Genomic DNA, 4,624 nt, shown 5'->3' with positions numbered 1-4,624 from the left:
GCCTCTGCCTGACTGATCCCGTCCTCAGAAGACCCGAGCAGTGTCAGTACCTTCTCCACAGGAACTGCCCAGAAAGGGAGGTCCTGAGGGACGGCCGATCCGGCGCGGCCATTCGTGAGTGAATCCCGTCCTCGCTCTTCTTCGCGCACCGCTTTGACAGGCACCGGTCCACTACCTTCCAAATGAATGATGTCCCCAAGCACTCACCGCCAGAAAATCGCCTCCAGTTGTAGCCCTCAGCGACCCACCACGCCAACATCGAAAGCTGGCCTGTAAGACAGCCCGCCGCGCGACTTCTTTTCCTCTTTCCGTTGCAGTCTGAAATCGTGAACCTCTCGATACCTGGGCATCGACTTACGGAGAATGAATCGCAGTTGTCGAGCGTACGTTGACGGAGCAGGTGACACGAGCGCCAGCCATGCTCAGCGGATTGTTGCTCGCGATGTGCAGTAAAAATCTTGACGGAAATATGTGTTTGTTTTATCTTCTCGTTCAAGGACGTCGGCTTTGTGTTGAACGAGCGCATGACAAATGACTTTTGCGGAACAATTGCACTGTCGAACGATCGATTTGGAAGTTGCTCAATTCGGGTTTGGAAGTTGTGCAATTTGAGCAACTTTGAATGTGCTGCGAGGACCTGAAAACAGCGGGTTTCCGTTGAAGTTGCTCAACTTGCTCATGTCGCTCAACTCAAATTTTTCCCCCGCGGATTTTGAATTGCACTTCGGGCAATTCCCTCTCGCTGCGCCGCTGGAGAGGTAGTGAGCGAGAAACGGGCGAAATGAGTTGGTTTCGGATGCCTGGGGTGATTGTAGGCTTTGTGGCGATGGTTTTTGTGGATCGCGATCGAGAAGTGCTCGGCAGGCTTTCCCAGTGCCTGGGCGCGATCCTGGTCGCGTCGCAGAGCCCGGACGGGGAAAAATCTCTCGTTCTTTGCCTTCTGGAGAGCCCGGCTGACGAGCCATGGGTGCTGGTGGGCCGGCGCCCCTTTTGGTGGTGCGGTGCTGCTGACCGAGTTTCCTTTCAGGATTCAAGGAAACGCAGGGCGCAGTGACATTGGTTTGCCGATCAATTGCGGGGTTGAAGACTCGTCTTGTATTCTTTTGGACCGACCGCTTTGTCCGCTCCCAAAGTAGAGAACTGATTCGCATGAAGCCCATTCAGAAGCTGTTGATCGCCAATCGTAGCGAGATCGCCATTCGTGTCTGTCGGTCTGCTCATGAGCTGCGGATCCGGACTGTTGCCATCTATACCTACGAAGATCGGTATGCTCTGCACCGGTTCAAGGCCGATGAGGCTTACCAGATCGGGGAACCCGGTGAACCGATTCGGGCCTATCTCGACATCCCCGCAATTATCCAGATCGCCAAGCAGGCGAACGTCGACGCGATTCATCCCGGTTATGGATTTCTCTCAGAGAACCCTGCACTCGCCACCGCTTGTGAAGAGGCGGGGATTGTCTTTGTGGGTCCCTCGGTCAAAGTGCTGGAGTCGCTGGGAAACAAGATCACGGCTCGTGAGATTGCTCGAGCTGCGGGGGTTCCCGTTCTCGGGGGAAGTTCAACACCCATCGCCGATGTCGAAGATGGTCGGAGACTGGCGGAAGCGACCGGTTATCCTGTCATCCTCAAAGCTGCCAACGGTGGGGGCGGACGCGGGATGCGAGTGGTCATGCACCCTGAGGATCTTCCCGGCCTGTTCGATCAGGCGCAGCGAGAATCGATGTCAGCGTTCGGTTCGCCTGACATTTTTGTCGAGAAGTACATTCAGCAGCCGCGACACATCGAAGTGCAGTTACTCGGTGACCGGCACGGGAATCTGGTTCACCTCTTTGAACGCGACTGTTCGGTTCAGCGGCGACATCAGAAAGTCGTTGAGATCGCGCCGGCACCGTTCCTGGATGAAGGGATCCGTAACCGGATCTGTGAAGCGGCGATCAAAATTGGTAAGGCCGTCGGCTACGAAAATGCGGGGACGGTTGAGTTCCTTTACGACACGGCCAAGAACGACTTCTACTTCATCGAGGTCAATCCCCGGATTCAGGTCGAGCACACCGTTACGGAAGAAGTAACCGGAATCGACATTGTGAAGTCCCAGATCCTGATCGCCCAGGGAACGCCCCTTTCCGATCCGGAAATCAACCTGGGGGCGCAGAGCGAAATCAAGACGAACGGTTACGCCATTCAATGTCGAGTGACAACGGAAGATCCCGGCAACAACTTCATGCCTGACTATGGTCGGGTTTCTCACTACCGCGCCGCAGGGGGAGCAGGCGTTCGGCTGGATGGAGGAAACGCGTTCTCCGGAGCAATCATCAACCCGTTCTATGACTCGTTGCTGGTGAAAGTTTCGGTGCGGGGCCGCCGGTTCGGCGATGCGGCAGCACGGATGGAGCGAGTGCTGCAAGAGTTCCGTATCCGGGGCGTGAAGACCAATATCCCGTTCCTGATCAAAGTGATGACTCACCCCAAATTCATCAATGGGGCCTTCACCACTCGATTCATTGACGAAACGCCAGAACTGTTTCAGTTCGCGCCGCGAAAAGACCGCGCGACGAAACTGCTCACCTTCCTCGCCGATACCATTCTGAATACGGGTAAGGTCCACGCAGTGGCGGCGACCAAGGTCGACCGCTCCCCTGCCCCATTGCCCGTGATTGATCGCAATACGCCCATCCCGAAAGGGACTCGCGACAAGTTTCTTGAACTGGGGCCGAAGAAGTTTTCGGAATGGATCCTGGCTCAGAAGCCGTTGCTGATCACCGATACGACGATGCGCGATGCCCACCAGTCACTGCTGGCAACACGGTTCCGGACTGTGGATCTGCTGAATATCGCCGACGCCTATGCACGTCTTTGTCCGCAATTCTTCTCACTCGAGATGTGGGGTGGTGCGACCTTCGATACGGCGATGCGTTTCAATAAAGAATGCCCGTGGGACCGGCTGACTCAACTGCGTGAGCGAATCCCGAACATTCTGTTCCAGATGCTGCTGCGGGCATCGAATGCGGTCGGCTACACGAATTATCCCGACAACATCGTGGTCGAGTTCGTGAAAGAAGCCGCCGCGGCGGGGATGGATATCTTCCGCGTATTCGACTCGCTGAACTGGGCACCGAACATGCGTGTCGCCATGGATGCGGTCTGCGAATCAGGGAAACTCTGTGAGGCGGCCATCTGCTACACCGGTGATATCCTCAATCCATCCCGGCCCAAGTATGACCTCAAGTATTACGTCAATCTGGCCAAAGAACTGGAAAAAGGGGGGGCTCATATTCTTGCCATCAAGGATATGGCGGGCTTGTGTAAGCCGGCCGCCGCAGCCTTGCTGGTCAAGACGTTAAAGCAGGAAGTCGGTATACCGATTCACTTCCATACGCATGACACCGCAGGGATTCAGGCGGCGTCGATCCTGATGGGAAGCGATGCGGGACTGGATATCGCGGATGCAGCACTGGCTCCGATGTCCGGTGGAACGTCTCAACCGAACCTCAACGCGCTTGTCGAGGCGGTCCGATTCTCTGACCGAAATCCAGGTCTGAAGACCGAGTACCTCGATGCACTCGCCCGGTACTGGGAAGTCGTGCGGCAGTACTATCAGCCGTTCGAGACGGTCATGCTGCCTGCGACCGCGGATCTCTATCAGCACGAGATGCCCGGGGGACAGTACACAAACCTGTATCAGCAGGCCAAAGCCCTGGGTCTTGCCGACCGCTGGCCCGAGGTTTGCCAGGTCTACGCCGAGGTCAACCAGCTCTTCGGTGACATCGTCAAGGTGACACCCAGTTCCAAGAGTGTTGGGGATATGGCCCTGTTTATGGTCGCGAATAACCTGAGTTCGGAAGATATTCTGAACGAGTCCAAAGACCTGTCGTTCCCGGAAAGTGTGATCGACCTGATCAGTGGAAAAATGGGCCAGCCACCCGGTGGCTTCCCGCTGGCCGTACGCCGTCGAATTCTGCGTGACAGGCCGCTGGTGACGGGACGACCCGGTGAAAGCCTGCTGCCGGCGGATTTCGCGGCCGCGGGAGAAAAGGTCCGGCAGGTGATCAAACGGGAACCGACCAACCGCGAGATCGTGACGTGGCTGCTCTATCCGAAAGTGTATGAGGAATTTGTTGCTCATCAGCAGTTGAACTCCGATACGAGCTGTCTGCCGACACCGGTCTTCTTCTATGGTCAGACACCGAGCGAAGAGATTGCATTCGACATTGAACCGGGTAAGCGACTGATCGTTAAGTTCCTGTCGATCAGTGATCCACATCCCGACGGCAAACGCACCGTCTTCTTCGAACTGAACGGCCAGCCGCGTGACGTGACCGTGGTTGATAAGTCGCTGGAACCGAAGGGCTCATCGAATCTCAAGGCAGATTCGTCGAACCCCTGCCACATCGGAGCCAGCATGCCAGGGATGATTTCCACAATCGCTGTCCAGCCGGGTGACAACGTCACCAAGGGCCAGAAGCTGTTGAGTCTGGAAGCGATGAAGATGGAAACGAATCTCACCGCGGATCGGGATGGAAAGATTGGTCAGGTGCTGGTCAAACGAGGGATGCAGGTGGCGGCCGGTGATCTGCTGCTGACACTAGAGTGAACCTCGTTTCATCGAGTCAGTGCGCCGAATG

Annotated in this window: 1 protein-coding gene; it reads left to right on the top strand. The window is 56.3% G+C overall.

Annotated features, from left to right (window positions below):
- Nucleotides 1–1,149 precede the first annotated feature (1,149 nt).
- Entirely contained in the window at nt 1,150–4,593 is a 3,444-nt protein-coding gene (locus VGE80_RS15075; RefSeq protein WP_373649910.1) for a pyruvate carboxylase, read from the top strand.
- The last annotated feature ends 31 nt before the right edge of the window (nt 4,594–4,624 follow it).

It is taken from the genome of Schlesneria sp., assembly GCF_036405755.1.
Classification (GTDB): domain Bacteria; phylum Planctomycetota; class Planctomycetia; order Planctomycetales; family Planctomycetaceae; genus Schlesneria; species Schlesneria sphaerica.
This window is presented reverse-complemented; position numbering and strand designations above follow the sequence as displayed.

What these genes read in the sequence shown, in the direction of transcription:
- VGE80_RS15075 (WP_373649910.1), top strand. Translation starts at nt 1,150, where the DNA reads ATGAAGCCCATTCAGAAGCTGTTGATCGCCAATCGTAGCGAGATCGCC.